This is a genomic window from Paenibacillus sp. Y412MC10 (assembly GCF_000024685.1).
In the GTDB taxonomy this organism is placed as follows: Bacteria; Bacillota; Bacilli; order Paenibacillales; family Paenibacillaceae; genus Paenibacillus_AQ; species Paenibacillus_AQ lautus_A.
In genome coordinates this window covers 4,428,549-4,453,702 of sequence record NC_013406.1, presented here as the reverse complement: position 1 = coordinate 4,453,702, position 25,154 = coordinate 4,428,549, and the positions used below count along the sequence as shown (strand labels likewise).

Annotated in this window: 27 protein-coding genes, 1 pseudogene and 1 riboswitch; of the genes and pseudogenes, 19 read left to right on the top strand and 9 right to left on the bottom strand. The window is 50.5% G+C overall.

Going from position 1 to position 25,154, the window contains the following annotated elements; genetic code table 11:
- Positions 1–16: 16 nt before the first annotated feature.
- Positions 17–355, bottom strand: a complete 339-nt coding sequence (locus GYMC10_RS19190; RefSeq protein WP_015736077.1) for a DUF1801 domain-containing protein — start codon at positions 353–355, stop codon at positions 17–19.
- Between the two features lie 222 nt (positions 356–577).
- Here GYMC10_RS19190 and GYMC10_RS19185 point away from each other — a divergent pair, with 222 nt between their 5' ends.
- A complete protein-coding gene (locus tag GYMC10_RS19185; RefSeq protein ID WP_015736076.1) occupies positions 578–1,786 on the top strand; it encodes a GTP-binding protein in 1,209 nt (402 codons plus the stop codon).
- Between the two features lie 103 nt (positions 1,787–1,889).
- Here GYMC10_RS19185 and GYMC10_RS19180 read toward each other — a convergent pair whose 3' ends face one another.
- From GYMC10_RS19180 to GYMC10_RS19170, 3 genes are read right to left on the bottom strand one after another with little or no spacing between them, the layout of a single operon-like run.
- Positions 1,890–2,186 (bottom strand): putative quinol monooxygenase, encoded by a 297-nt coding sequence (locus GYMC10_RS19180; protein ID WP_015736075.1) that lies wholly within the window; start codon positions 2,184–2,186, stop codon positions 1,890–1,892.
- A gap of 9 nt (positions 2,187–2,195) precedes the next feature.
- Entirely contained in the window at positions 2,196–2,834 is a 639-nt protein-coding gene (locus tag GYMC10_RS19175) for a nitroreductase family protein (RefSeq protein WP_015736074.1), read from the bottom strand.
- A 27-nt stretch (positions 2,835–2,861) separates the two neighbouring features.
- Positions 2,862–3,320 (bottom strand): MarR family winged helix-turn-helix transcriptional regulator, encoded by a 459-nt coding sequence (locus GYMC10_RS19170; RefSeq protein ID WP_015736073.1) that lies wholly within the window; start codon positions 3,318–3,320, stop codon positions 2,862–2,864.
- 254 nt (positions 3,321–3,574) lie between these two features.
- Between GYMC10_RS19170 and GYMC10_RS19165 the strand changes: the two genes are divergently transcribed.
- Positions 3,575–3,826 (top strand): YolD-like family protein, encoded by a 252-nt coding sequence (locus GYMC10_RS19165; RefSeq protein WP_015736072.1) that lies wholly within the window; start codon positions 3,575–3,577, stop codon positions 3,824–3,826.
- Between the two features lie 77 nt (positions 3,827–3,903).
- Here the strand turns inward: GYMC10_RS19165 and GYMC10_RS19160 are convergent, their stop codons facing one another.
- The 3 genes from GYMC10_RS19160 to GYMC10_RS19150 all read right to left on the bottom strand — a co-directional run bounded on the left by GYMC10_RS19160 (position 3,904) and on the right by GYMC10_RS19150 (position 7,105).
- On the bottom strand, positions 3,904–5,013 hold the full coding sequence (locus tag GYMC10_RS19160; RefSeq protein ID WP_015736071.1) for a CobW family GTP-binding protein: 1,110 nt from the start codon (positions 5,011–5,013) through the stop codon (positions 3,904–3,906).
- Positions 5,010–5,987 (bottom strand): TIGR03943 family putative permease subunit, encoded by a 978-nt coding sequence (locus tag GYMC10_RS19155; RefSeq protein ID WP_015736070.1) that lies wholly within the window; start codon positions 5,985–5,987, stop codon positions 5,010–5,012. The genes GYMC10_RS19160 and GYMC10_RS19155 overlap by 4 nt, the downstream gene beginning before the upstream one ends.
- A 107-nt stretch (positions 5,988–6,094) precedes the next feature.
- The gene (locus GYMC10_RS19150; RefSeq protein ID WP_015736069.1) at positions 6,095–7,105 is read right to left on the bottom strand and encodes a permease; all 1,011 of its coding nucleotides are present in this window, start codon (positions 7,103–7,105) and stop codon (positions 6,095–6,097) included.
- A gap of 154 nt (positions 7,106–7,259) precedes the next feature.
- A riboswitch (ZMP/ZTP riboswitch) is annotated at positions 7,260–7,339 on the top strand.
- A gap of 67 nt (positions 7,340–7,406) precedes the next feature.
- Between GYMC10_RS19150 and GYMC10_RS19145 the strand changes: the two genes are divergently transcribed.
- The 11 genes and pseudogenes from GYMC10_RS19145 (at position 7,407) to GYMC10_RS33075 (ending at position 17,346) form a co-directional block, all read left to right on the top strand.
- Positions 7,407–8,249 carry a bifunctional 5,10-methylenetetrahydrofolate dehydrogenase/5,10-methenyltetrahydrofolate cyclohydrolase gene (locus GYMC10_RS19145; protein ID WP_015736068.1) on the top strand — a complete coding sequence of 281 codons (843 nt, stop codon included), beginning with the start codon at positions 7,407–7,409 and terminating at the stop codon, positions 8,247–8,249.
- 308 nt (positions 8,250–8,557) lie between these two features.
- Positions 8,558–9,550: a LacI family DNA-binding transcriptional regulator gene (locus GYMC10_RS19140; protein ID WP_015736067.1), complete on the top strand. Its 993-nt coding sequence runs from the start codon at positions 8,558–8,560 to the stop codon at positions 9,548–9,550.
- Between the two features lie 180 nt (positions 9,551–9,730).
- A complete protein-coding gene (locus GYMC10_RS19135; protein ID WP_015736066.1) occupies positions 9,731–11,233 on the top strand; it encodes a glycoside hydrolase family 32 protein in 1,503 nt (500 codons plus the stop codon).
- A complete protein-coding gene (locus tag GYMC10_RS19130; RefSeq protein WP_015736065.1) occupies positions 11,230–12,651 on the top strand; it encodes a sucrose-specific PTS transporter subunit IIBC in 1,422 nt (473 codons plus the stop codon). The genes GYMC10_RS19135 and GYMC10_RS19130 overlap by 4 nt, the downstream gene beginning before the upstream one ends.
- 248 nt (positions 12,652–12,899) lie before the next feature.
- On the top strand, positions 12,900–13,700 hold the full coding sequence (locus tag GYMC10_RS19125) for a Cof-type HAD-IIB family hydrolase (protein ID WP_015736064.1): 801 nt from the start codon (positions 12,900–12,902) through the stop codon (positions 13,698–13,700).
- 3 nt (positions 13,701–13,703) lie between these two features.
- A pseudogene (locus tag GYMC10_RS33085) lies at positions 13,704–13,862 on the top strand (NADPH dehydrogenase); the annotation flags it as partial.
- Between the two features lie 297 nt (positions 13,863–14,159).
- A complete protein-coding gene (locus GYMC10_RS19120; RefSeq protein WP_015736063.1) occupies positions 14,160–14,504 on the top strand; it encodes a PadR family transcriptional regulator in 345 nt (114 codons plus the stop codon).
- Positions 14,505–14,508: 4 nt separating this feature from the next.
- Entirely contained in the window at positions 14,509–15,525 is a 1,017-nt protein-coding gene (locus tag GYMC10_RS19115; protein ID WP_041622019.1) for a hypothetical protein, read from the top strand.
- Between the two features lie 270 nt (positions 15,526–15,795).
- Positions 15,796–16,272 (top strand): hypothetical protein, encoded by a 477-nt coding sequence (locus tag GYMC10_RS19110; RefSeq protein ID WP_015736061.1) that lies wholly within the window; start codon positions 15,796–15,798, stop codon positions 16,270–16,272.
- A 216-nt stretch (positions 16,273–16,488) separates the two neighbouring features.
- Positions 16,489–16,974 (top strand): hypothetical protein, encoded by a 486-nt coding sequence (locus GYMC10_RS33080; RefSeq protein WP_261979318.1) that lies wholly within the window; start codon positions 16,489–16,491, stop codon positions 16,972–16,974.
- A gap of 6 nt (positions 16,975–16,980) precedes the next feature.
- Positions 16,981–17,346 (top strand): M23 family metallopeptidase, encoded by a 366-nt coding sequence (locus GYMC10_RS33075; protein WP_261979750.1) that lies wholly within the window; start codon positions 16,981–16,983, stop codon positions 17,344–17,346.
- A gap of 94 nt (positions 17,347–17,440) precedes the next feature.
- Here the strand turns inward: GYMC10_RS33075 and GYMC10_RS19100 are convergent, their stop codons facing one another.
- Entirely contained in the window at positions 17,441–18,490 is a 1,050-nt protein-coding gene (locus GYMC10_RS19100; RefSeq protein ID WP_015736060.1) for a hypothetical protein, read from the bottom strand.
- Between the two features lie 237 nt (positions 18,491–18,727).
- Between GYMC10_RS19100 and GYMC10_RS19095 the strand changes: the two genes are divergently transcribed.
- From GYMC10_RS19095 to GYMC10_RS19085, 3 genes are all read left to right on the top strand, one after another.
- A complete protein-coding gene (locus tag GYMC10_RS19095) occupies positions 18,728–18,931 on the top strand; it encodes a hypothetical protein (protein ID WP_015736059.1) in 204 nt (67 codons plus the stop codon).
- 28 nt (positions 18,932–18,959) lie between these two features.
- Positions 18,960–19,235 carry a hypothetical protein gene (locus tag GYMC10_RS19090; RefSeq protein WP_015736058.1) on the top strand — a complete coding sequence of 92 codons (276 nt, stop codon included), beginning with the start codon at positions 18,960–18,962 and terminating at the stop codon, positions 19,233–19,235.
- A gap of 126 nt (positions 19,236–19,361) precedes the next feature.
- Positions 19,362–19,988: a DedA family protein gene (locus GYMC10_RS19085; RefSeq protein ID WP_015736057.1), complete on the top strand. Its 627-nt coding sequence runs from the start codon at positions 19,362–19,364 to the stop codon at positions 19,986–19,988.
- Positions 19,989–20,014: 26 nt separating this feature from the next.
- On the opposite strand, the gene GYMC10_RS19080 is transcribed toward GYMC10_RS19085, so the two are convergent.
- Positions 20,015–20,236 (bottom strand): hypothetical protein, encoded by a 222-nt coding sequence (locus tag GYMC10_RS19080; protein ID WP_009592432.1) that lies wholly within the window; start codon positions 20,234–20,236, stop codon positions 20,015–20,017.
- A 244-nt stretch (positions 20,237–20,480) separates the two neighbouring features.
- On the opposite strand from GYMC10_RS19080, the gene GYMC10_RS19075 reads away from it, so the two are divergent.
- From GYMC10_RS19075 to GYMC10_RS19065, 3 genes are read left to right on the top strand one after another with little or no spacing between them, the layout of a single operon-like run.
- The gene (locus GYMC10_RS19075) at positions 20,481–23,339 is read left to right on the top strand and encodes a Na+/H+ antiporter subunit A (RefSeq protein WP_015736056.1); all 2,859 of its coding nucleotides are present in this window, start codon (positions 20,481–20,483) and stop codon (positions 23,337–23,339) included.
- A 2-nt stretch (positions 23,340–23,341) separates the two neighbouring features.
- Positions 23,342–23,680 carry a Na(+)/H(+) antiporter subunit C gene (locus tag GYMC10_RS19070; protein WP_009592433.1) on the top strand — a complete coding sequence of 113 codons (339 nt, stop codon included), beginning with the start codon at positions 23,342–23,344 and terminating at the stop codon, positions 23,678–23,680.
- Positions 23,673–25,154 (top strand): Na+/H+ antiporter subunit D, encoded by a 1,482-nt coding sequence (locus GYMC10_RS19065; RefSeq protein ID WP_015736055.1) that lies wholly within the window; start codon positions 23,673–23,675, stop codon positions 25,152–25,154. The genes GYMC10_RS19070 and GYMC10_RS19065 overlap by 8 nt, the downstream gene beginning before the upstream one ends.

The window sequence follows — 25,154 nt, the reverse complement described above, 5'->3', positions numbered from 1 at the left end:
ACCCCCGATCTGGTTATTACAACGAACTTGATGCTTGAACTAATAATTCGGATAGCTGTTCATAGTCAGGAGTATCGTCTTTTCGAATTTTGAGCCATTTCCGTTCGGGTGGACCATCGAAAGTTGAAGGGACTTCTAGATTGGTTGTGTTCATGATCATAAAGGCGATTGCATCTTTGGATGGCGAAATCACGGCTGCATAGTGTCCGTTTTTGAGAAAATGCGGTTTTTTGTACTGAATCCGTTCTTCTACCTCCGGAATGGCTTCATGGATCATAAGTCGAAGCTTTTTGCCGACTTCTGCTTGCCAAGGCAAACTCAGGTTTTCAATGAACGAAATTACGTCTTGGCTCATAACGTATCCTCCTTATTTGTAAAGATTAACCAATGATTAATTGTAATATACCATTTTGAGAATATTCTTGTAAAGGAATATTATGAAATTGATTTCCGGAGATTTTTTCTGCTTGTAGAAATGTTTTTAAACGTGAAGGATTGACAATTTAATGGAGGGGATATATCATCATACCGTATAAATCGTAATTATTACGATTAAGGAATGGAGGAAGTTCATTTGATGAATAACAACAATAGAATTCCGGTTACTGTTCTTAGCGGTTACCTCGGTTCAGGCAAAACGACGGTCCTGAATCACGTGCTTCATAATCGCGAAGGGTTGAAGGTAGCGGTCATCGTGAACGACATGAGCGAAGTGAACATCGATGCGGATTTGGTGAGAGGGGAAGGAAGCCTGTCCCGAACGGATGAGAAGCTGGTCGAAATGTCCAATGGCTGCATCTGCTGCACGCTCCGGGAAGATTTGGTGCAGGAAGTTCAGAAGCTGGCTCAAGAGAAGCGTTTTGATTACATACTGATCGAATCGACGGGAATCAGCGAGCCCGTGCCCGTTGCGCAGACCTTTGTTTACCCGGATGAGGTGTCCGGCGTACAGCTGTCCGATCTCGCCCGGCTTGATTGCATGGTAACGGTGGTGGACGCGAACCGATTCTGGAAAGATTTCTCTTCGGGGCAAAGCCTGCTTGATCGGAAGGAAGCGCTGAGCGAAGAGGATACGCGGGAAGTGGTGGATTTGTTAATCGACCAGGTAGAGACTTGCGATGTGCTGCTGTTGAACAAATGCGATCTGGTAAGCGAGGACGAATTGGCCAAGGTAGAGGGCATACTGCGAAAGCTTCAGCCAAGCGCCAAAATCATCCGCACCGTGAAGGGACAAGTGGCACCTGCGGAAATTCTGAATACCGGTTTATTCGATTTTGAAAAAGCCAGTCAGTCCCCCGGCTGGATCCAGGAGCTTCAGAAGGAGGAGCACGTGCCGGAAACGGATGAATACGGCATCAGCTCTTTTGTCTATCGGAGAAGAAGACCGTTTCATCCGGAGCGGTTGGCGGCATTCATGGGTGATTGGCCGGAAGAAGTCGTACGTGCGAAAGGGATCGCTTGGCTGGCCGTGCGCGAGGATGTTGCGGCAAGTGTGAGCCAGGCCGGACCTTCGATTCAGTTCGGGCCTGCAGGATACTGGGTCGCGGCTTTAACCGAGCAGGAGCAGCAGGAGCTGTTACGAAGTGAGCCGGATGTGCGAAGGAAATGGGATAACGTCTGGGGAGATCGGATGACCGAGCTCGTGATGATCGGGATTGGGATGGAACAGGAACAAATCGAGCGGGAGCTGGACGAGTGTTTGTTGACCGACCGGGAAATGCAGCTGGACTGGTCAACGTTTCACAATCCGCTGCCATGGATGGTCATCGAAGAGCTATCGCTGTAAGGCTGCTTATCTGTTCGATCCGATATGGAATGGAGTAATAGCATAAAAAAAGCCAACTCGTCTAAACGAGTTGGCTTTTTAATACGGAATATAGTTTGCTTCATTATTTGTTGATCAGTTGGCCTGCATAGGCCTGCACGTTTAGCGGAGCTGTCAGGTATTTTGGAGCTTTAGCCACAAACGCCTGAAAATGGCTGCTCGCATTGTGGAGCCCCACAGCTTCCTGGTCTTTCCACTGTTCAACCATGAGATACGTGTTATCCTGCTCCGTATCTTTGAGCAGCTTATAAGATTCATTTCCTTGTTCCGCACGGGATGCTTCAATAAGTTCTTTTACGGATTCCAGAAATTCAGCCTCTCGTTCGCCGTTTACTTTCATTTCTGCATGAATAATAATCATCGCTATGCCTCACTTCCACTCTGCAATACGGTCAATAGGAAGACGAGTCGTCAAACGCGCTTCTTTGGCAGCTTTACCTACCGAGATGAGCATGACCGGCACATAACGTTCTTTCTCCATACCAAATGCTTCTGCAATTCGGGATTTGTCGTATCCGCCGATGGGGTTCGTGTCATATCCACGGGCACGGGCAGCAAGCATAAGCTGCATGGAAACCAAGCCGCTATCGATAAGGATCATTTCGCGGAAAGCCTGTGCCGGAATACGTCCGAATAGATCGGTATAGTTCGCCATCATCTGATCTTTTATCTCTTGCGGCAGATAACCGCGTTCCACAGCAGTGCTCATAATCTCATCTGCATTGTCGAATGCGTTCATATCTCCAAATACCGCAATGACTGCCGAAGAAGTTGAAACTTGTGTTTTGTTCCCTGGTGCCAGCTCTTCAAGCGTCGCTTTTCCTTCCGGGCTATCAACGACAAGAAATCTCCAAGGCTGAAGATTAACGGATGACGGAGCCAAAGTCGCTTCTTCCAAAATTTCAGTCATCTCTTCACGGCTGATTTTGACCGATGGGTCGTATACCCGCACAGAGCGGCGGGAAGTAATAATTTCTTTATAATCATTGTTTAGGGTCGTTACAGACATGGTATTCTCTCCTTTAGTCTCTATAAGTTAATCGGTTTTGCTTGGGTGTTTCATCCGTTGAATCTGGCTGTTCAGTTTCTGTAAAGCATGAACAAGCGCAAGTCGTTCTGATTCCGTGAGGTCTGCCTGCAGTTCCTCCATAAATCGATCTTTCTCCGCCTTAAACGCTGCGACTTTACTTTTGCCCACTTCAGTTAGCTGAACCAACGTAATCCGGTTGTCATTCTCGCATCTCGTCCGCAGAAGCAATCCTTCCGCTTCCAGCTGTTGAACATGACGGGTCACCGCAGCCGGATCGATAGACACTGCCTTCTGGAGATCCGACTGGCTAATTTCGCCGCCGGTCAGTTTGCAGAGGAGTTCCAGCCGATTGGGACTAACACCGGCACATCGTTCAAACCGAGTCGCAATGTGCTTATTCAGATGCATTAGCAAGTACAGCAGGTCTTGTGTATGGCATGTAGAGATGATAAAGACCTCCTTCAATTCATTGACTCGTCAATGGTTGATGGGTCAATCATATATGTTTATTTTCTGAAAATCAAGTCTTTTGTATAAAAAAGCGAATCGAGTCCATAGTTCCTTCAGATAATCTGAATCCTGGGAGAGCCCGAGAATTCTGAATCGCATTTGATGTATAATAGATAGTAGATTCCTAATTCATAGAATGGATGAAAGATTCGTTTTCATTGAAAATGTAATGCTGACGCATGAACAACATAAATCAGGAGGACAAGATTATGGCAAAAGCAAAAGTTCCAAAGCGACCCACCAGGGATGAGTTTGTACTGGAAGAGCTCGGAAATCAGCTTACGGAAGCTTATCAGGAGGAATCGATCATCGTACTGACGGTCTGGGGATGGGAAGAGGCGGTCCGCGGACAAATCGATCAAATGGACTCCCGCACAGGGAAGGTGCATATGAAACAGAACGGCGTCATTACGAAGGTTCCTTTTATGGATATTATGGAAGTGAATTATCCCAGGGACTAAACATAAGCGAACCGAAAAAAAGGAGATCCCTGAGGATCTCCTTATCTTTTTTTCATATCCCTGCATGCATTCAAATGTCACTGCACCACGCCGCTGAGCAAATCCTCCCACTGCTGGACAATGCGCGTTTTATCCAGGCGATGGCCGATTAACGTAAGATAGCCGCGCTGCAGCTTCAGCGTGCTGGGCTCGATGGCAAGCTGTGAACCTGCCCACTGAACCAGGGAGGGACCCGTGGAGAGCTGAATATATCCTTTGGCCCGTAGCAGGCCGGAACCGCGTGCAGCGAGAAAGGTTTCGATGAGGCTGATCTCAAGCGGGAAAGGGGTCGGTGCAGATAGAGTCAAGGTATCCAGGCCGGTATAGGAATGGCTGCCGTGTCCGGCCTCCTCTTCATGACCATGGCGATGGCGATGCTCATTATGAATGAAAGCTCCTTCATGGTTGCGGCGACCCAGCTTGCTCCGATCTTCTTCGCCGGTCCAAGCGCTGCCTTGCAGGCGGTCCGCAGGACTCCCTTGCCGGTTCGAAGAATGAGATGAATGGCTATGATTCTCCGTTGGCTCTAGCTGAAGGGCCGCAAACATTTCATGCTCATCCAAACGGCTGTAGTCGGTTACGGACAGGCTTGCCGTCGTATTGATTTTTCTAATGGAGGTAATGACTTTATGGATCTGTTTCTCTTCGCATTCTCCCGCCTTGTTCAGGATGATCCGGTCCGCGAAGCTGATTTGTCCCCGCAGGGTACGGACCAGCTCGCGACTGGATGCAAAGAAGCTGTTGTACTCGAGAAATTTGCTGCAGTCGGCCAAGGCGATTTTGCCACGGATCGATATTCGATCCACCAGTGACGGATCCTGCAAATCCTCAAGAATCTGTTCAGGATTCGCCACTCCGGTCGTCTCGATGAAGACGAGATCGGGCTTTTGATCTAACAGGCTTTTCAGGGCTTGCCCCAGCTCGTCGCGTTTGGTGCAGCAGATGCAGCCGTCAAGCAGCTTCTCGATCGGAAGATCAGGCATTTCACCGGACAGGATATCGCCATCCACGTCCTGTTCGCCCATCTCATTCATCAGGACGGCGGTTCTCCATTGCCGTTTGGCGGCATACGCCAGCAGCCTGAGGAGCAGCGTGGTTTTGCCGCTCCCCAAAAATCCGCTAATCAGCACGACGGGTATCTTGTTCATTTATTGATCTCCTCCTTGGTCTCGATATCATTCGAATACAGTTCATCAAACTCCGCGACAGAGTCCGGATTCGTAAAAATGTAAGGGGATGACGGCTGTTCGATCGGCTGAATCCGTTCCGCTTGAATCTGCAGCGTTTCCTTACCGTCCACGTTGGCGACCTGGATCGTGCCATCGATCTGAACCCACGCGTCATTCGCGAACGACGAAGCATTCGCGTCGCGCACAATGACCCCGAACGGGACGGCGTCTGCCGTGCAGCACATCACGAGGAAGCGGCTGACGGCGAAGGCGTCTTCGTTCATATGTCCATCGCGGAAAACAAATCCTTGGACGGTGATGGCCTTTCCTTGAAAATGCTGTTTGTACATATCCATGGCCCCAACGGTCTCCGAGAAAATGTCCGGCTCCACTCGGATGACGGGTAAGGTATATAAGCGCTTGGCCAGCTCCGCGAATTCCACGCTGTAGATGTCTTTGGGAACAAAACGCTCGTTCCGTGCGATGTCCTCCGCTGCCGCCAGGTCATCATTCGTTCCATGCTTCTCCATGCCCGATACGGCGGGAGCATTCCGCTCCTCGGTTTTACGGCGAACATCGGGGTTCGGATAGGTGTAAATCATGCCTTTTTTGGCCGCCATATCGCTGCCGAGGGCTTGGTCCGGCAGGAGCAGGCCGAACAGCAGCGGCACCGAGAATAACCCGTAAACCGATATGTTTTTGATCAGTCCGCTGGGCAGGGGGTGCTCGCAATCGCACACCTCGCCGGAAACTCCCGCAATGGCGTGCCACAGCATGCCGAAAGCTATGAACAACAGCGGCACGGGACAGAGCAGAAGCAGGGTCTGCATATGGGGAGCCAAGTAATAGTCCAGCGAATTTGATGCGTTTAGATGCATGATATAGGCGGCTAGAGCTGCGATTAGCAGCGACCGCAGCATATAGTGGCTTCGCAGGCTCAGACTGGGATTCACGTCCCGAACACCTCCAATCTCAAGTGGATATCCGAAGGCATAACAGCCTGAAGGTGCCGTTATTCCAACCGTTTTCGTGTATTGCCACTCTAGTTTGTTTACTACACCTAACCGCCGAATAGCGCGTTGACGGTTACAGAGCCGATAAAGACAAGCGTAATCACCAGCAGGCTTAAACCGATCACGAATTTGGTCTTGAAGGTAGCCGACAGCATGAGCAGGCTTTTGAAATCCAGCATCGGGCCGAGAACCAGGAAGGAAACCAGCGGGCCGACGGTAAAGGTGTGCGTGAATGCCGATGCCACGAAGGCGTCCGAAGTTGAGCAGAGGGACAGGATGAAGGCAAATCCCATCATGAACAGATAGGAGGCGGCAGGACCGTTCCCCAGAGCCAGCAGTTCCTCCCTCGGAATGAAGGATTGGATGCAGGCCGTCAGGAAAGCACCCAGGACTAAATATTTGCACATCTCGATCAGCTCGTCTCCGGCGTGGACAAACATGCTTCTCCAGGTTTTGGGATGCTCATGCAACAAACGTTCCCCCTTGCTGGAGCCCTGTTCGGCGAACTCTTGAAGAGAACGCTTCAGGGGGCTGCTTTTTGAAAAAACATAGACGAGCAAACCCGTCGTCACCGCGACTGCAAAAGCCAGTCCCATTCGTCCGATCGTCACTTCGGGATGCGAACGGAAGGCCATGATCGTTGATGCGAATACAATGGGATTCAGAATAGGACCGCTGAGGATAAAGGTGACGGCGATATAGGCGGGCATACCTTTCAGCATCAACCTGCGAACGACCGGGATCATCCCGCATTCGCAGATGGGAAACAGGATGCCGAGCATGGAAGCGAACAGGACGCCAACCACCGGATTCTTCGGCGTGAGACGCCGCACCCATTGCTCTTGTACGAACAGCTGCAGAAGGGACGACAGCAGCACTCCAAGCAAAATAAAAGGAAGTGCCTCAAGGAAGATGCCCGTGAAGACGGTTTTAATCTGCTGTAGGTCTTGGCTGGGTATGGGGTTTAAGTCCCTCTGCAGCCATATCGTCAAGACCGGAATCACGAACACAAGCGGCAGTATAAAGGGCAGCATTTTGAAGATCGCCGGATATCTCATCAAGGCCTCCTGGAGCGAATTGTTCTTAGGACATTCTATGCTTGTACCATCGGCAACATACGTGATTTCATGGAATAAATCAAAAACTTTACGATTAAAAAGCAGCCGCATAGCCGGTGGCGCGAAGTCCAAAGTCGTGATATATTAAAAAAAGTTATCCATGTGTTACTGGCGTAGCTTGGGTTACCAAGAGGGAGCACATGGGATCATATGCCGTACGCCTGGGCAAGAGGTAAGGAGACGTTCGAGTCGCCTTGCCTCTTTATGTTTTTTTAATACAATGGCGAAGGAGCGGATTAGCATGAGTAAGGAACCCGTAATTTTGGATGGAAAAAAAGTATCCGATGATATCAAGGCAAAGCTGGCGGTGAAGGTACAAGAATTGAAACAGCAAGGGGTAACCCCTTGTCTGGCAACGATTCTGGTTGGCGATGATCCTGCTTCGGCGACCTATGTGCGGATGAAGGGAAATGCGTGCGAGCGGCTTGGCATCATATCCAAGAAAGTAGTGCTGGAGACATCGACAACGACGGAGGAGTTGATCGCCGCGATTCAAGCACTGAACGAGGATCCGAACGTCCACGGTATTCTGCTTCAGCACCCGGTACCGCACCATATCGATGAGCGGGCGGCTTTTGATGCCATCGACATTAAAAAAGACGTGGATGGAGTAACCACGCTCGGGTTCTCGCAAAATGCGTTTGGTTTCGCCGATTACCCGTCATGTACGCCGGCGGCGATTATCGCGATTATGGACTATTACAGCCTGCCGATCGAAGGGAAGCATGCGGTGGTGGTCGGACGCAGTCCGATTCTGGGCAAGCCGGTATCGATGATGCTGCTCAATCGCAACGCCACGGTTACGATCTGCCATTCGAGAACGAAGAACCTTGGGGAGATTGTGTCCCAAGCGGATATTGTGGTTGCGGCCGTAGGCAAGCCTAATTTCATTCAAGGGGACTGGATCAAGCCGGGTGCCGTCGTGTTGGACGCCGGTTACAATAAAGGAAATATCGGGGACTGCGATTATGAAGCCTGCGCCAAGGTGGCATCCGCAATCACGCCGGTACCGGCGGGCGTCGGCCCCGTGACGATTGCGACATTGCTGAAGCATACCGTCGAATCGGCCGAGCGAACCGTCTAAGGCAAAGGGAATGCACTTGACCATTAACATGTGAAGTAAGGGTGCACTGCGCTCACTGAATCATCCCTTCGAATCCTTCATTTCATGCCAGAGCCTGGAACATAGAAGCAAATATGGACGATGCAATGCTAGGCTTGGAGCCCGCATTTCACGGACCCCTGGACGTCATGGTATAGTTAGGAATAAGCGAATTACGAAGGGGAGAGATTCATGTTTATACGAATCATGGCCTGTTGTGCGGGACAACAGAGAGCTGCAGAGAATGATCCGTTCGATGCTGCGCTGCTAACGGCTCCGGAGATCTTGGCATGAAAAACACGATCGCCGATATTGCCCACAAAGCCGGAGTTGCCAAAAGCACGGTCTCCCGTTTCTTGAACGGAGGATCCGTCAGTCATGCGACACGCCGCAAGATTGAGCAGGTTATTCAGGAAACCGGCTATATCCCGAATTCTTTTGCGCAAAGCCTGAAAGCGAAAAAAACGAGCATGATCGGCACCATTATGCCACGTCTGGACTCCTTCTCCGCATCGCAGACGGTCGCCGGCATGGACGAAGAATTAAGAAAACACGGATATCAGCTTCTGATCATCAACGCAAGCCAGGATTTATCCAGGGAGATCGAAGCGCTGTATGATCTCGCCAGACAAAAAATATCAGGCATTATTCTGTTCGCCACGCAGGTGACGGAAACCCATCTTGCCGCGATTCAAGAGATCGACATTCCGGTCATTCTGCTCGGACAACAGCATGACCATGTCCACAGCATGATCTATAACGATTATGCCGCAGGTTATGACATGGGCCGGTACGTGCTGTCGATGGGACATCGTCAAATTGCCTATATCGGGGTGACGGAAAAGGACGTTGCCGTCGGAGTCAAGCGGAAGGAAGGGTTCCTCAAAGCGGTAAGCGAGTATGAAGAGGCGGAAGCGGTTCTCTATGAGAGTGGATTCAAGATGTCGGATGGTGTGAAGACGGCATGCTCCATGTTTGAGCTGAACCGAACGCTGCCAACGGCCGTGGTCTGCGCCACGGACAACATTGCGCTAGGCGTGATGAAAGCGGCGCACATGAAAGGCATCCCTATTCCTGACCAACTTTCCGTTACCGGATTTGGCGGATACGACGTAACCGAGGTGATTCATCCCGGGTTAACAACGGTGAAATACGGATATTTCCAAGCGGGCCACCTCGCGGCACAGCATATTATGAAGCTGGTCAACGACGAGCCAGTGGATTTCCTAACGGTCATGAATTGCGAGATGATTCATCGGGAAAGCGTTGACAATCTGAATTAGGTATTTTATACTTCAAATAACGGAACCGGTTCCAATCCGAGTGTTTGCTTGGTATTGGAACTGAGTTCATTATTTTTACCTTTGATTGGAACCGGTTCCACCGCAGTTGGATTTATTCGCGTGCACGCGCAGCATGATCTGTTTGATTTTTCAGGAAGCCTATTTTTAAGGAGAAGAGATATGGACAGAGAACTGAAATACCGACGCCTGGATCAGGCTTCTCCCGAAGAGCTTTCCTCCTTAAGGAAGAAAGTGCGATTGAGCGAATGGAGGCAAAAATTTCACGTGCAGCCCATCATGGGCCTGATGAATGATCCCAATGGATTTTCTTATTACAACAGAGAGTATCACTTGTTTTACCAATGGTTTCCTCTGGGCACGTTTCACGGCTTGAAATACTGGTACCATACTTCCTCGAAAGATCTGGTGGTCTGGCAGAACCAAGGCATCGCTATTGAACCCGGTCACCCGCATGATACATATGGCGCTTATTCGGGCAGCGGTATCGTGAAAGATGGCAAACTATGCCTCATGTATACCGGGAATGCCCGGGATGAGGAATGGAACAGGCAATCTTATCAATGCATGGCTGTGATGGACCGCGACGGATCCATCACGAAGCTCGATAAGCCGTTGATTGACCATGTGCCGGACGGATATACCGAACACTTCCGGGATCCGAAAGTATGGCAAGACAAAGACAAGTACCGGTTCGTCATCGGTGCCCAAAGGGTTAATCAGACAGGTGCGGCTGTCGTTTATGAATCCTCGGATCTGTTGGTTTGGGAATTCAAGGGGGAGATACAAACCCGACTTCAGCATTTCGGCTATATGTGGGAATGCCCGGACTATTTTGAATTGGATGGACAGGGCGTGCTTCTGTTTTCCCCGCAAGGGCTGCTTCCGGAGGCCGACCATTTTCGAAACATTTACCAATCCGGCTATATTTCAGGCAAGCCGCTCAATAGGGATACGCTGGAGTTTGATCACGGTCCCTTTTGCGAGCTGGACAGAGGTTTTGATTTCTATGCGCCGCAGACCATGCTGGATGAGAAAGGCCGGCGCATCATGGTGGGCTGGATGGGTTTGCCGGATATCGGGTATCCCACCGATTCGCATGGCTGGGCCCATTGTTTGACGCTTCCGCGTATGCTTACGTTCCGTGAAGGCAGGCTGATTCAACAGCCGGTTCCCGAGCTTCAAGCGCTCCGCGATCATGCCGCTGAGGCAGAGGATACGCTTCACAGCGAAGTGAAGAGTTACGAGGGGGTTCAAGGAACCGCATTCGAAATGATATGCGAGTTCCAAGCCATCGAGGCGGACGTCGTTGGCATTGAATTTCGGGCTGGCGAAGGGGAACGAACCGTTATTCGATATGAATCCGTCCAACGGAAGGTTACGCTGGATCGCTCTTCTTCGGGTGCAACGATTGTCAGTGATTACGGAGCGGAACGATCCTGTATGCTGCCAACCGAAAGAAATTCGATCAAATTTCATCTGTTCGTGGACATTTCTTCGGTCGAGCTGTTCATCAACGATGGCGAAGAGGTGTTTACAAGCAGAATTTTTCCGAAGTGGAACAGCCGAAACATTCGATTTTTCGTACAGAACGGCAGTGCCGGCTTGAAGGTCCGGAAATGGGATCTGACCGAAGCCGTAAAAGATAAAGAAGGGGCTGAATGAACATGGCAGCGGATAACCGGGAAATCGCAAGGCAGGTAGTGGAAGCCATTGGCGGCAGGGAGAACATCGCTTCCTTTGCCCATTGTGCGACCAGACTTAGAATCATGGTTCATGATCAGAAGAAGATCGACCAGAAGAAGGTCGAGCAGATCGACAAGGTCAAAGGAGCCTTTTTCAACTCCGGGCAATACCAGATCATTTTCGGAACAGGAACCGTCAATCAGATTTTTGAAGCGGTCGAATCCCTTGGAATGGAGAGCACAAGCAAGGAAGAACTGAAATCTCAGGCAAAAAAGTCGGGCAATCCGTTTCAGCGGGCGATTCGTACATTCGGTGACGTGTTTGTGCCGATTATTCCGGTACTGGTCGCGACTGGCTTGTTCATGGGGCTACGAGGATTGCTGACCCAGGACACCGTGCTTGCCTGGTTCGGTGCGACACCGGATGATATCTCGGCTAATTTTCTGCTCTTCACCCAGGTACTGACGGATACGGCTTTCGCTTTCTTGCCGGCCTTGGTGGCATGGTCCGCATTCAGGGTGTTCGGAGGCAGCCCCGTGCTGGGTATCGTCCTGGGATTGATGCTGGTTAACCCGGCTCTTCCCAACGCGTACAGCGTGGCGAACGGGTCGGCTGAGGCACTCATGATCTTTGATTTCATTCCGGTTGTCGGGTATCAGGGCTCGGTCCTGCCGGCATTCTTCATTGGACTGCTGGGCGCGAAATTCGAGAGATTTTTGCGAAAACGCATTCCTGACGCCATCGATCTGATCGTTACGCCGTTTCTGACCTTGCTCGTTATGATAACCCTCGGCCTGTTTGCGATCGGCCCCGTGTTCCACTCCCTGGAAGAGGTGGTTCTGAACGCGACGACCTTCTTGCTGGAGCTACCGTTCGGTATCGCGGGTCTGGTCATCGGTTTCTTTAACCAGATCATTGTGGTCACCGGCGTGCATCATATTTTCAACTTCCTGGAGATCCAACTCCTTGAGAAGACAGGGAGCAATCCGTTCAATGCGATCGTGACCAGCGCCATGGCAGCGCAGGGTGCAGCTTGTCTGGCTGTCGGACTCAAGACGAGAAATAAAAAGCTCAAGGCATTATCCCTGCCATCGGCATTCTCCGCCTTGCTGGGAATCTCCGAGCCGGCGATCTTCGGGGTCAACCTCCGTTACGTCAGACCGTTTGTTATCGCCTTGATCGGCGGCGGTGTGGGCGGTTTCATGGCTTCCATCTTTCAGCTTAAGGCCACAGGCATGGCCATTACCGTCATCCCGGGCACGCTGTTGTACTTGAACAGCCAGCTTCCTCTTTATATTTTGTGCAACCTGACGGCGATGGCGATTACGTTCGTGCTGACCTGGATGTTCGGATTCAATGATAAAATGCTTGAAGAGGTCCGCTCGGAAGCGAAATAAAGCCATAAGAGAAAGGTCCGCCCTGAACAGGCGGGCCTTTTTGGTCCGGATGCTGGTAAATCGTCTGGCTGACCGGCTTTCTTGTTCATTAAAATGGATATCTTGAAAAGAGTGCTCCCCTGCCGTTTTTGGCGTTAGCTGGACTTGATCCCGGAAGGCTTGGTAAAATTATGGCTTGCTCTGAAATGCTTTTCATCATTTACAATACAGTTACAAGCTTGAATATACGTAAAGAGAGGCGAGCGTTATTGATGAAGAAGATCCTATTTTTTGATATTGACGGTACGCTGCTGGATCATGAGAAGCAGGTTCCGGCGACAACGAAGGAGTCCATTGCTGAATTAAAGAAGGCCGGCCATATCGTAGCCATTGCTACGGGACGCGCCCCCTATCATTTTGAAGAGCTGCGGGAAGAGCTCGGCATCGATTCTTATGTTTGCTTGAACGGTCAATATGTGGTTTATGAAGGCAAACCGATCTACGGTCATCCTCTGGCGGAGGATGCCTTGCAGGAGCTGACGGAACAAGCCGTTCGGCTGGATCATCCGATTATCTATGCCGGCAGCGAAGCGATGAAGATGAACGTAACCGAGCATGTCCATATCGATTCCAGCTGGGGGGAGCTGAAACTGACGATTCCGGAATACGATCCGGAATATTACTTGGGCCGCGATATATATCAAGCCATTGTATTCTGTAACGAGGATGAGGAGGCCGATTACGTAAAAAGATTCGAAGGGCGGTTCGATTTCGTGCGCTGGGGCCCCTATGGAATTGACGTGTTACCGGCAGGGGGCTCCAAAGCCGAAGGAATCAAACAATTGATTCAGCTGCTGCGCATCGATCTGGAGGATACCGTCGCGTTTGGCGATTATCTGAATGATCTGGAGATGCTGTCGTACGTGGGCCACGGCGTGGCAATGGGCAATGCGCCGGAGATCGTGAAGCAGGCGGCCAGGCATGTCACCCGCGATGTCGGCCAAGACGGAATACAATACGGACTTCGCATGCTCGGTTTGCTGGGCAAGGAGCCGCAGGAGATTAAGTAACGGGCAAATGCGGTAATAGGCAACGAAGACGCTGATCTCGTCGCTGTTGGAAGAGGAATGCTGCGCAATCCGTACTGGGCATTAGAAGCAGCAACGGTGCTTCAGAAGGAGATCGCGATTCCGGCACAATACCAGAACGGTTTTCCCAGAAAATCGAGATAGATAGGCGGCTGAACATATAGCTGCCAACGAACTATGGAGACTGGCGTATCATTCCCTGCAAGTGAACATTATCAGGAACCCGGTAATGGGTGATCGTAATTAGAGAAGGTTATCTTACGGACCGTCACGGCCGTAGGGTAACCTTTTATTGCGTACAAGGAAATGCTCGAATTATGGTAGCCATCAAGCTTGGCAGCCGTTAACATAAGGTTATCTAAAATAATTTTAAAAGATTATTAATTGTTTATTTACATTAGTGTGTGACGTACAGTATAATAATTTCCAGGAGATGATGATATGCCAGAGGAGCAGGATATTTTAAACAGTATGGTGCAGGAACTTCGGCGGGGTACGATCATCCTTGGTGTTCTCAGTCAGTTGTCCGAACCACAGTATGGATATTCATTGGTGACCATATTGCAGAAGAGGGGGATCAACGTGGAAGCGGGTACGCTCTATCCGTTGCTGCGTCGGTTGGAGAAACAAGGCTTGCTTAACAGCGAGTGGGATACGAATGAAGCCCGGCCCAGAAAATATTACATCATAAGTCAGACAGGCAAGGATATATATCGGCAGCTCTACCATGAATGGAAGGATATGATGACAAGTCTGGAGGGACTTGTGAATGACAAGGGGGACTAAGGTGATGGATCTTATTAACAGGTATATTTATGCGGTGACCCAGAAGCTGCCCGAATCGCAGCGGGCGGATATTGAGAAGGAGCTTCAAGGACTCGTCGAAGACATGCTGGAAGACCGGGGAGTCGGCGTAGAGACCGCAAGTTTGGAAGAGGTGGAGCAGGTGCTGCTTGAGCTAGGGCCGCCCGGGGAAATGGCAGCCAGATACAGAGGAAGGGAAAGGTATCTCATAGGTCCGGGTTTGATTAACAGCTATTGGTCCGTCCTGAAGATCGTACTGTATTCGATAGCCGTTGCTCTTGGCATCGTCTACATCATTGATTTCTTTACAAGCACGGAACCCACTGCCGAGAAGCTGCTGGAATTTCTTGTTTCGCTGCTTAGCGTGGGAATCCACGGATTTGCATGGGTTACCGTTATTTTTGCCTTTATCGAATACCGCGGGGCTCGCCAAGTCCCCAATGATCCATGGAAACCCTCGGAATTGCCTGCAATTCCGGAACCAGCCGCTCGGATTAAACCGATCGAGCCGGTGCTCGGCATCCTGTTCTCCGTGCTGTTCTTCGTCCTGTTCACGTTTTCCATTAACCTGATCGGTGTTCATCGATTCGATGAAAACTCGATCGCCATTCCGGTGTTTGAACAGGCTGCCTTCGCCAAGTATTTACCGCTGATATGGCTTCTTACCGCCTTCAGCATATTCAATGAAGCCAGGAAATTAATCACAAGAAAGTGGACGCCGCAGATTGCCGTCATGCACGTCATATTTAACGTTGCTTCCGTTATCGTTGCGGTGATCCTGTTCTCCGATATGACGATTTGGAATCCAACATTCATGGATCAGCTCGTTCACGCGGGTTTCGTAACACCGGAGGATGAAGCGTATGAGACCGTAAAATCAATTTGGGATCGATCCAGGGATGGCCTCATTTACGTCATTGTGATCATTACCTTTATTGATACCGTATCTGTCGTAATGAAATGGTTTCGGGGAAAGGAAGGCAATACGGCGTTAACCAAATAAAGACAAAAGTGTTGAAGCAAAGGGTGTCCCAACGGATCTTGGATCTGGCGGGATGCTCTTTTTTTGTGGTCAGGAAACAAACCGTGTATTTATATGGTTGGTTGGACCATGAACGACACGACACGAAATGGATAAGCATAGGATAAGGAGCGAGGCAAATATTTTTTTGACAAAAATGTGAATGATATGTGTCAAAATTATGTACAATGGTGTTATAATAAGGTAAGAGCTGAATGAAAACCCTTACAGAATGAACGGAGCTGATTAATCATGAAATATGCGATCCATTACTCTACCAGAATGAAAGACGTTATTTTGTTTTCCTTTGTCCTTAGCATTATCCTGTTTCAGGTAGCCACCTTGACCGAATATTCCTATCCTTTCTTCTTCTATATGCAGATGGCCGTGAATGTCGTTGTCGTTGCGGCACTGGCTATTGAAGGTTATGCGAGATTGGTGAAGCGGGAAGTGAATATTCAGGAGGATTCGGAGACGATTTCGATCAACGGCGTAGAGATTCGTGCTGAACAGATCCGCGAAATCAAGGTTTCCGGTTGCCATAAAGCCGCTTTTCAAATTAGCCTCAAGGATAAGACCGTAAATCCGATGTACTGCTGCTTTAAATTTGAAGAGAAGAATTGTGAAGGCATTCGGAGTCTCACGCGTTGGGCCGAGCGAAATCAGGTTTCCGTGCGCAAGGTCGGACCGCAAACCCGTTCTGGCTTGGTACTCACATCTAACCATTAATAGGCTGTATATATATTAAGAATAGAAGCATCCGAACCTTGACGAATGGGTTCGGGTGCTTCTTTGTTTTAGTTGTAGAGGAAAGGTGTTTTTCCGGGCATCTGTACCTACGGGAACTGAAAGTTTAACCAATGTTAAGATTCTGTTTCAATGCAGGTTCATTTCGTCAGATATACTATTTATAACATTGGGTTTGAATATTAAGGAGGTTTGAATATGGTAGATGTTTCTAGATTCCTGTTGAATGGGGAACATCGCAAGCTGTACGAGCTGTTCGGAGAGGAATTGCGTTCACTTGCAACGATCGAACAATTTGAAGCGATGGCAGTGGAGTATACGGCAGGCGTAAAAACGTTCCATATCACGTTGGACGACACGCTCAACAAAATCCGACTGATAAACTGGATAGATGATAGCGGGGAAAAAGGCATTCAGGCGATGATCGATGAAACGGGTACCATTGTAGGGCTTATGCTATCACCTATTGAGAGATTTCCTGAATCGGATGCCAAGCAAACCGTCACGGTTTTCCGAGCTCCGTTTAAGGGAAAATGGTATGTGTTCTGGGGCGGCGAGAATGTTACGGATAATTACCATTACGCAGAGGAAAGCCAGCGGTACGCAATAGACGTCATCAAGACGGAGAACGCCATGTCCTATGAAGGAGATCCAACCAAGAATGAGAGTTACTTCGCGTTTTGAGAGGAGATTCTTGCTGGTGCCCGCGGGAAGGTGGTGGGTATCGAGAATAACATCAGGGACAATGAGCCTGTGGGTGAGACCAACAAAACCAAGCCCGTCGGCAACTATGTCATCATCGATCATGGACATTCAGAATATAGCCTATATGCACATTTAAAGCAGGGATCGGTATGCGTGAAGGTAGGCTCTGAGGTCGAAGCAGGCGATCTGATAGGTCTATGCGGAAATTCCGGCAACTCAACCGAAGCGCATTTGCATTTTCAAGTGTCGGATCATCCGGATTTGTTTTGGGTTAATACGAAGTCTCTTAATATTAACTGGCTTGGCGATATCAAGGTAAGACGAGGCCAAGTTGTATATGGCGGGGTTTGAACGCTGGATATAACAAAAAGCATGGGCCTGAATTCTCAGGTCCATGCTTTTGTTCGATTCATGAATAAGCAAGCGATTCTTGTTAAGTTTGTATTTAGCTGCTGCAGCCGCCTCCGCAGCTGCTGCAGGACGAACCGCTGCTGCAAGAGGACCCGCTACTGCAGGAGGAACCGCCGCCTGATGAACCATCGTTTGACGATCCGTCATGGGAATCCGAGCCGCCTGAGCCGCAAGCCGAAGCATAGGTGCAGGAGGAGCTGCTGTTGTTTTTATGAAGCTCGCGCTCATCCGGGATCATATGATCATTGAATTGGTCCGGTGCATTCCAGGCAAAATAGACGGCCGCTGCCAGGAGCACATCGCTATTCTGAAAGTTGACCCTCTTCTCTTGACGCCGCGGCTCGGTTTGAGCGGCTCTGACCCGATCCTGCAGATCCCGGATCATAGCATCAATGGCCATGCGTGCTGCAGGAATCTTCTCATAGGTCCAGGCATTAAATCGCTTCTGGCCATGATTCACATCAAAATGGGGGGAGGTGCAAAGGTCCAGCTCTTTACGCGGCAGCGGGACGCGGAAGAAAGCTCCCCATAGCTTGGCACTGTATTCATGCCAGCCGAACAATTGCACATATACGGTATCGAACCAGGCGCGTTCATTCGGAATCGGCACATGTTCGGTACCGGTGTTGGGAGCATGGTGAAGCATCCGGCCAAGAAATCGGTCCGAGAATTGTTGATATTCGTATGTATACATCAGCATTTCATGCCAGACCTCATCGACGTCCTTGCTGAACATCGGTACGCGGTCCAACACGGCGCACATGATAAAGAAACGTTTAAGCTCCTGCCATCTCCATTCATATTCCTGTTCGGACATGTCCGGATGCTCACTCATCACGCGCTGTTTCAGCATGCTCTGATAAGTATCGGGCAGCGCAGCTTCCAGTCTGCCGACAAGCTCGTTTGCCGGGCTTCCGGCCTTGACAATCGGCGGCAGCTCCGGTATTTTCCCTCGCCGAGGCTTATTTCCCTTAGAGACCAGCTGGCTATTTTGTTTGCGTAACGAGCGTTTAACGAAAAAAGAAATAATCCATACATCCACCACGATGAATACAATGAGCAGTATCCAGGTTGTTGAGTTCATACATGCTCCTCCTGTCTATTTTGGTATGCGGAGGCGGGACTATCATTTCTCTCCATGTGTAAATTATTGCAAATGTATCGCAGGTTGGCAATCGAAATTCTGGATTCGGGCATAGCGGCCATAACTTGAATATAGGGTGTTCTTTATGATACATTCCGTGTGTGCCGGAGAGTTGGTTGATCATGAAGGTCTACGATCATATGGACGGCAATTATGTTTACTTATAGGAGCATACATATGTTAACAGGTTGGAAACTATCTGTATTAGGTATTATTATTGTAGGCATTACAGGCATTATAGCGTCCGTTACCGGTCTGATCGAGCCTGGCCGTGCCGCCGCACTCTTCGTGGTATTCGTGCTTTTTATCGGGGCGCTGGAGCTGCTGGAACGAATAAAGAGCCGCAGGAAGAAGAAGGGAGACATGCGATCTCCCAAGTGAGAATATGAAGACGGCAAGGAGGGAGCTTGTGAATTGGGTAGCCGTACAGCCGTACTACAAAATCAACCGAATCGTGGACGGCATTGAACAACGAACGGAAGAGCAAGGGCGGGAGATGTTCCTGTACGAGGATCGAATCGTAACCAAATACCGGGAGTTTCCGATCCGGCAGGTGTTTGACCTGTCCTATCGGCCGATGGGAGACGGCGGAGGTTTCTTGTACCTGCATACCCAGCAAGGGGTGTATTCGTACACGGTGAAGGAGGATCCGGGGTCCTTCATTTCGGCATTTAAAAATCTCTGAACGAGCATAATCCCAAACAAACCTGGTCTCAGGTCCAGTTGATATCCTCGTCTACAGCACGTTTGCGAAAGCCGCGTTGTCATATAAGCTGATATATATTCCAGGGACGGATTAGGGGGCCAGGGCGTGGATACGCTATTGAATTTTATTGAACAAATCGGGCATTACGCATTATTCCTCGTATTATGCCTGGGATTGGTCGGGCTACCCGTGCCGAATGAAGTCGTGGCCATGACTGGCGGAGCGTTGGCGGCATCCGGGATATTATCGCCGGCCCCGTCTTTTATCATGACCTTTCTCGGCGTGTGCTCGGGATCGACGGTCGGTTTCATGCTTAGCCGCTTTACCGCCAGCAAGCTGTTAAACCGCGTAGGGGAAAAGTCGAAGATTCGCCAGTTTCTCGATGTATCCGAACGCTTGACCCGCCAATATGGCAATTACGCCATATGCATCAGCGCCTTTTTGCCCATCCTGCGCAATGTTACTCCGTATGCGGTCGGGATGAAGGGAATGCCGTATCGCCGGTTTGCGATCTACTCGTATACCGCGTCCTTGGTGTGGACCACCGGTTATTTTTCTTTGGGCATGTTTGTCGGCGATCAGGTGGTCGATCATATTGGGTTGCTGATTAACCGGTATGGATATTATGCGGCTGGAATCGTTGCGGCGCTGGCCGTCATCCTGATCATTTCGTGGTGGATGCGAAGAAATAAACGAAGCAAGGAGAATAATGAGATCCAATTTCATGGATAGTCCTACGGATTGGGTTCTGCGATAGCTTAAGGTTGATCCGGCAAGGTCTCGGGTGAATGGCGAATGATTTTCACGTATTCCCGGGGAGAGAACAAGAGGGATCCTCCTTGTGAATGCTGCATGTGATATACGCCGTTTGACGGGTTTTCTTGAAGGTAGGCGGACTGCGTGCGTAGATTCGTCACGATGGCCGCCGTCAATATCACAAGAAAGACGAAGGCGCAAACTGCCGCTTTTTTGATCATCATGGGAACCACTCCTTTACATACAGTAATTTCCCGAGAGCCTCCACTTCATTCCCCGACATACCCTTTGACAAAGATTTGATCTCAAGATATACTGATTTTCAGTGTGATTCGAAAAAATACCATATGGTTTTACCTGGAGGAGCCTGCCAACAGCGGGCTCTTTTTGTTTTTTTTTGGACTTATGCCTAAATTATGGGGAAATACTACTAATGAAGGAAAAATCGGACTATAGGAGGAGTAGACTTTGTCTTTGCTGCACATCGCCGTTTTGGCACCTTTTATCGTAGCGCTTGTGGTTATGCTGACCTACAAGCTCATCGGCCGCGTCCACACCGGATGGGTGGTTTTGCCGGTCCCGGTTGTCCTGTTCGCCTATTTTTTGGGACTTATCCCAACCATTCAGGGAGGTGAACAGCTCCAAGCCGTCCTGGAATGGATCCCAAGCGTGGGAATAAACTTTACCGTTTATTTGGATGGATTAAGCTTGATTTTTGCACTATTAATATCCGGCATTGGTTCACTCGTTGTCCTGTACTCTATCTTTTATATGGATAAAAACAAGGAAGCGGTCCACAGATTCTATGTGTACCTGCTTCTGTTCATGGGCGCCATGCTGGGCGTCGTGCTCTCCGATAATCTGATGGTGCTGTATGGCTTCTGGGAACTGACCAGTATCTCGTCATTCCTGCTGATTGCATTCTGGCATCATCGGGACCGCTCCAGATACGGAGCCTTAAAATCCATGCTCATTACCGTATTCGGCGGACTTGCCATGTTCGCGGGGTTTATCCTGCTTTATGTCATGACAGGTACCTTTAGTGTTAGGGAGATCGTTTCCAATGTGGGGAGCATTGCTGGCGATGCGATGTTCATTCCGGCCATGATTCTGATCCTCCTCGGGGCATTCACCAAGTCCGCGCAGTTTCCGTTCCATATCTGGCTGCCGGATGCGATGGAAGCACCGACCCCGGTAAGTGCTTATCTGCACTCCGCGACCATGGTGAAGGCCGGGATTTATCTGGTGGCCAGGTTTAGTCCGGTGTTCGCCGGGCAGGTGTCCTGGTTCTGGATCGTAGCGGTAACGGGCTTGACCACGCTGATTTATGCTTCGATCCGCGCGATCAAGCAGACGGATCTAAAAGCGCTGCTGGCATTCTCCACCATCAGCCAATTGGGGCTGATCATGAGCTTGCTCGGCCTGGGCTCTGCCGCCGCTTATTATGGAGGCGGCGTGGACACGCTGCTCTACGCGAAAGCGACGACGGCGGCCATCTTTCATCTGATGAATCATGCCATATTCAAAGGCTCCTTGTTTATGGTCGTCGGCATCGTGGATCATGAGACGGGCACCCGGGATCTGCGGAAGCTCGGCGGGCTGATGTCGCTCATGCCGATTACGTTTACCGTGGCGGTCATAGGGGCTTTTTCCATGGCCGGGCTACCTCCGTTCAACGGATTCTTGAGTAAAGAGATGTTCTTTACGGCGGTCCTTCAGGCCTCTGACATGAATTTCTGGAATGCAGAGACCTGGGGCATACTGATCCCGGTCGTCGCCTGGATTGCCAGCGTGTTTACGTTCCTGTACAGCATGATCCTGGTCTTCAAAACCTTCACCGGACGCTTCCAGCCTGAAAAGCTGGAGAAGAAGCCGCACGAAGCTCCGCTGGGAATGCTGATTCCTCCGGTCATTCTGGCATCGCTCGCCATCGTGTTCGGTTTGTTTCCGAACCTGTTGTCCCCAACGCTCATCGAACCGGCGATGGCCGCGATTCATCCAGGGCTGCTTGGGGCGGAGGATCGTTTTCACGTACACATCGAAATGTGGCACGGCTGGACGACGGAGATTTTCATGACCATCGGCATCATTGTTCTCGGTACCGTGCTGTATAAGCTTCACGGCAGAACTCGAATATTGAACACATCGCTGATGAAGCGATGGACATGGAACAAGCTGTATGACGGGGGATTGCGAGTCCTCGAAAGAGGCGGCGAAACGCTGACCTCAACCTACATGACAGGCTCTCTCCGTCATTACGTGATGTATATCTTCGTATTTTTTATAGCCGTTCTTGGCGGGGGGCTTCTACTGGTCGACAATATCGGGTTTGATAGGACCGCTTACGCGCCGATGTCCTTCTATGAGGCCGTTGCCATACTCGGCCTGGTCATTCCGGTCATCGCGCTGCCGTTCGTCCGGACGCGACTGATGGCGATCATATTGACCGGTGCTGCCGGTTACATGGTGACTTTGTTCTTCGTCCTGTTCCGGGCGCCGGATTTGGCGCTGACCCAGATGGTCGTCGAGACGGTATCCGTGATGCTGTTCCTGCTCTGTTTCTATCATCTGCCGAAGCTGAAGCGGGAGAAGGTGCCGATGAGCTTGAAATGGAGAAATCTGCTTATTTCGGTAGGCGTCGGTGCTGTCGTGACCTTGATCGCCCTGGCTGCGAGCAGCGGCAGGACCTTCGACTCCATTGCGGATTACTTCATTCAAGAGAGCTATCGCTCCGCCGGCGGCAAAAATATCGTCAACGTCATTCTGGTGGATTTCCGCGGCTTTGATACCCTGCTTGAAATTACGGTTCTGGGCATTGCATCCCTTGGAATTTATGCCTTGATCAAAATCGATTTGGGAGAAGGGATACTGGGAGAGCGGGATCGTTATGAAGGAGCATACCTGCCCAACAGCAATGATGTCATTCTTCGAACCGTATCCAAGGTGGTTATTTTTATCGTGGTAACCTTCTCCTGGTTCCTGTTCAACTCGGGACACCATGAGCCGGGCGGCGGATTTATCGGAGGACTGATGACCTCTGCGGCACTGGTTCTGTTATCCATGGCTTTCGGCATGGATATGACCCGCAAGATCGTGCCCTTCGAGTTCCGAAAGGTTACGGCGGCGGGGCTTGCCATCGCCCTGCTTACGGGGATCGGCTCCTTTGCCTTTAACGCACCGTTCTTAAGTCATTCCTTCGGTTATTTCAACCTGCCGCTTCTCGGGAAAACGGAGCTGGCTACTGCGGTTCTCTTCGACCTCGGCGTTTATTTGGCCGTAGTCGGCGTGACAATGACCATCATCAATTCGATCGGGAGGGATAACTGACCATGGAACTATATATGTCGCTTGCCATCGGAATTATTTTCGCGGTTGGGATCTACCAGATCTTATCCAAGAGCCTGCTGCGGATCATTCTCGGCACGTCGCTGTTAACCCACGGCGTCCATCTGCTGCTGCTCACCATGTCAAGGCTGAAGACCGGGGCTGCCCCGCTGCTTGGCGAGGAGGCTTCCTCTTACGTTGATCCGGTTCCGCAAGCATTGATACTGACGTCCATCGTCATCAGCTTTGGCGTCACGTCGTTCTTTTTCGTACTGGCTTATAAAGCATATCAACGCTTGGGCACGGACAACATGGAGGAGTTAAGGGGGACGGACGATGAATAACGTGATTGTGCTTCCGCTCCTGATTCCTTTGGTTACGGCCGTCATTCTTATTTTCTGTTCCAAATACGTCCGCGCGCAGCGGTGGATCAGTGCGGTTAGTATTCTAATCAACCTGCTTGGCGCCCTGTTCATCGTCAACCAGGTGAGTAACGAAGGCATCCAGACGCTTCATATGGGCGGATGGCAGCCGCCGTACGGAATAGTGTTCGTGGCGGATATGCTGGCGGCACTGCTGGTGCTTACGACGCTGATCGTTGCCGCAGCCTGCCTGTTCTATGCTTTTCGGAGCATCGGGGAAGAGAGAGAGAAGCATTACTTCTATCCCTTTTTTCAATTTTTGCTGGCCGGCGTGATCGGATCGTTTCTGACGGGGGATCTGTTCAACCTGTTTGTCTGCTTTGAGGTCATGCTGATTGCTTCCTATGCGCTGATCGTTCTGGGCGGAACCAAGCGGCAGCTGAGAGAAACCCTGAAGTACATGCTGATTAACATTATTTCATCCACCTTGTTTGTTGCAGCCGTAGCTTATTTGTACGGCACGGTCGGCACGCTGAACATGGCGCATCTGTCCCTGCGTGTGGCAGAAGTACAGCAGGACGGAATATTGTCGGTCATTGGCCTTTTGTTCCTGATCGTATTCGCACTGAAGGCAGGCTTGTTCCTGTTCTTCTGGCTGCCCGGTTCCTACAGCGCACCTCCGGCGGCCGTAACGGCTCTGTTCGGCGCCCTGCTGACGAAGGTCGGTTTATATGCGATTATCCGAACCTTTACGCTGATTTTCCATCACGATACCGGCAACATTCACGCCGTCATCGGCTGGATGGCTGCGGCCACGCTTGTTCTGGGCAGCTTGGGCGCGGTTGCGTATAAGGATCTCGGACGCATCCTGAATTACAACATCATCATTAGCGTGGGCTTCATCGCCTTTGGTGTGGCGGTTGCCTCCTCGGATTCCTTAAACGGAGCCGTGTTCTATTTGATGCATGATATGATCGCTAAGGCGCTGCTCTTTATTCTGGGCGGCATCATCATGGCGAGCGCGGGCGCGAGCAAGCTGAGCGATATGGGCGGCCTGATGAAGCGCCATCCCCTGGTAGGGTGGATGTTCTTCATCGTGGCGCTGGCGCTGGTCGGCATTCCGCCGCTTAGCGGATTTCTTGGCAAGGTCCTTATCGTTCGCGGCGGACTGAGCGAGGGGCATTATGCGCTGACGGGATTGGCGCTGGCATCAAGCCTGGCGGTGCTCTACTCCCTGATCAAAGTGTTTATGGGAGCATTCTGGGGCGAATTCCCAGGGCCTAACGAATCGCGGCCGGTCAGAATCCATCGGACCGCTTATGCGGGAGCGATCGGGCTTGCGATCATAGTGATTGTCCTGGGAGTCGGTTCAGAATGGGTATATACCTATACCTCCCAAGCAGGCGCCGTATTATCCGATCCGTCATTATACATTCAAGCCGTATTAAAGGAGTAG

Excerpts from the sequence above, each read along its gene's own strand:
- GYMC10_RS19190 (WP_015736077.1), bottom strand. The coding sequence starts at position 355 with ATGAGCCAAGACGTAATTTCGTTCATTGAAAACCTGAGTTTGCCTTGG.
- GYMC10_RS19185 (WP_015736076.1), top strand. The coding sequence starts at position 578 with ATGAATAACAACAATAGAATTCCGGTTACTGTTCTTAGCGGTTACCTC.
- GYMC10_RS19180 (WP_015736075.1), bottom strand. The coding sequence starts at position 2,186 with ATGATTATTATTCATGCAGAAATGAAAGTAAACGGCGAACGAGAGGCT.
- GYMC10_RS19175 (WP_015736074.1), bottom strand. The coding sequence starts at position 2,834 with ATGTCTGTAACGACCCTAAACAATGATTATAAAGAAATTATTACTTCC.
- GYMC10_RS19165 (WP_015736072.1), top strand. The coding sequence starts at position 3,575 with ATGGCAAAAGCAAAAGTTCCAAAGCGACCCACCAGGGATGAGTTTGTA.
- GYMC10_RS19160 (WP_015736071.1), bottom strand. The coding sequence starts at position 5,013 with ATGAACAAGATACCCGTCGTGCTGATTAGCGGATTTTTGGGGAGCGGC.
- GYMC10_RS19150 (WP_015736069.1), bottom strand. The coding sequence starts at position 7,105 with ATGAGATATCCGGCGATCTTCAAAATGCTGCCCTTTATACTGCCGCTT.
- GYMC10_RS19145 (WP_015736068.1), top strand. The coding sequence starts at position 7,407 with ATGAGTAAGGAACCCGTAATTTTGGATGGAAAAAAAGTATCCGATGAT.
- GYMC10_RS19140 (WP_015736067.1), top strand. The coding sequence starts at position 8,558 with ATGAAAAACACGATCGCCGATATTGCCCACAAAGCCGGAGTTGCCAAA.
- GYMC10_RS19135 (WP_015736066.1), top strand. The coding sequence starts at position 9,731 with ATGGACAGAGAACTGAAATACCGACGCCTGGATCAGGCTTCTCCCGAA.
- GYMC10_RS19130 (WP_015736065.1), top strand. The coding sequence starts at position 11,230 with ATGAACATGGCAGCGGATAACCGGGAAATCGCAAGGCAGGTAGTGGAA.
- GYMC10_RS19120 (WP_015736063.1), top strand. The coding sequence starts at position 14,160 with ATGCCAGAGGAGCAGGATATTTTAAACAGTATGGTGCAGGAACTTCGG.
- GYMC10_RS19115 (WP_041622019.1), top strand. The coding sequence starts at position 14,509 with ATGGATCTTATTAACAGGTATATTTATGCGGTGACCCAGAAGCTGCCC.
- GYMC10_RS19110 (WP_015736061.1), top strand. The coding sequence starts at position 15,796 with ATGAAATATGCGATCCATTACTCTACCAGAATGAAAGACGTTATTTTG.
- GYMC10_RS33080 (WP_261979318.1), top strand. The coding sequence starts at position 16,489 with ATGGTAGATGTTTCTAGATTCCTGTTGAATGGGGAACATCGCAAGCTG.
- GYMC10_RS19100 (WP_015736060.1), bottom strand. The coding sequence starts at position 18,490 with ATGAACTCAACAACCTGGATACTGCTCATTGTATTCATCGTGGTGGAT.
- GYMC10_RS19095 (WP_015736059.1), top strand. The coding sequence starts at position 18,728 with ATGTTAACAGGTTGGAAACTATCTGTATTAGGTATTATTATTGTAGGC.
- GYMC10_RS19080 (WP_009592432.1), bottom strand. The coding sequence starts at position 20,236 with ATGATGATCAAAAAAGCGGCAGTTTGCGCCTTCGTCTTTCTTGTGATA.
- GYMC10_RS19070 (WP_009592433.1), top strand. The coding sequence starts at position 23,342 with ATGGAACTATATATGTCGCTTGCCATCGGAATTATTTTCGCGGTTGGG.
- GYMC10_RS19065 (WP_015736055.1), top strand. The coding sequence starts at position 23,673 with ATGAATAACGTGATTGTGCTTCCGCTCCTGATTCCTTTGGTTACGGCC.